Origin of the sequence: Streptomyces sp. NRRL S-1022 (genome assembly GCF_000720135.1) — a bacterium.
Classification (GTDB): Bacteria; Actinomycetota; Actinomycetes; order Streptomycetales; family Streptomycetaceae; genus Streptomyces.
The window spans coordinates 1-1004 of the sequence record NZ_JOIU01000093.1 but is presented as its reverse complement, the minus strand read 5'-3'; the positions used below and the strand labels follow the sequence as shown (position 1 = coordinate 1004).

Below are 1004 nucleotides of genomic sequence, written 5' to 3'. Positions count from 1 at the left end.
GGGTGGGCGCGTGCGGGGGGTGGGTGGGCCGGGCGCGCGGGGGCGGTGGGGGCGCGGGATCATCGACGCATGGACGTCACCCTGCACCTCGCCCAGGACCCGGCGGCCGACGCGCTGCTCGGGCGGTCCCCGCTCGCCGCGCTGACCGGGATGCTGCTGGACCAGCAGATCCCCATGGAGTGGGCGTTCAAGGGGCCCCGGACCATCGCCGACCGGCTCGGCGCCGCGGATCTGGACGCGCACGAGATCGCGGCGATGGACCCTGAGGCCTTCGCCGCGCTGCTCTCCGACAAGCCCGCGGTGCACCGCTACCCCGGCTCCATGGCCAAGCGGATCCAGCAGCTGTGCCAGTACCTCGTCGAGCACTACGACGGGGACGCAGAGGCGGTCTGGCGGGACGCCGGCAGCGGGAGCGAGCTGCTGCGGCGGCTGGAGGACCTGCCGGGGTTCGGGAAGCAGAAGGCGCAGATCTTCCTGGCCCTGCTCGGCAAGCAGCTCGGCGTCGCCCCCGCGGGCTGGCGTGAGGCCGCGGGAACCTACGGCCAGGAGAAGTCCTTCCGCTCCGTCGCCGACATCACCGGCCCCGAGTCGCTCGCCAAGGTCCGCGCCCACAAACAGGAGATGAAGGCGGCGGCGAAGGCGGCGAAGGAAGCGAAGCCGGCGAAGAAGTAGCGCGCCCGCGTCGACGGGCGCCGCCCCCTGCCGCGGCTCCGGCCACGTGGACGCCACGAGCCACAGCGCTCAGCCGCGCGCCCGGCGGCGGTCCGCATCAGCGCACCCCACCGTCCCGTCCGGCAAGGGGCAACAGCACCGGCACGGTCACCGCGTCTGCACTCGGCAAGAACGCACCACGCACCGGCCCGCCCACGCAGCCGGCCCCCACCCACGCAGCCGGCAACAGCCCGCAGCACCCGCACCCGCACCCGCACCCCGCGACGGCCCACAGCACCGGCCCCCGCACCCGACCTCCGACGCCAGCCCCAACCCCCAGCCCCCTCCAAACC

1 protein-coding gene is annotated in these 1004 nt (G+C 75.1%); it reads left to right on the top strand.

Going from position 1 to position 1004, the window contains the following annotated elements; translation table 11 throughout:
- Positions 1-69: 69 nt before the first annotated feature.
- Positions 70-672: an HhH-GPD-type base excision DNA repair protein gene (locus IG05_RS0140935; protein ID WP_030349169.1), complete on the top strand. Its 603-nt coding sequence runs from the start codon at positions 70-72 to the stop codon at positions 670-672.
- The last annotated feature ends 332 nt before the right edge of the window (positions 673-1004 follow it).

Excerpts from the sequence above, each read along its gene's own strand:
- IG05_RS0140935 (WP_030349169.1), top strand. The coding sequence starts at position 70 with ATGGACGTCACCCTGCACCTCGCCCAGGACCCGGCGGCCGACGCGCTG.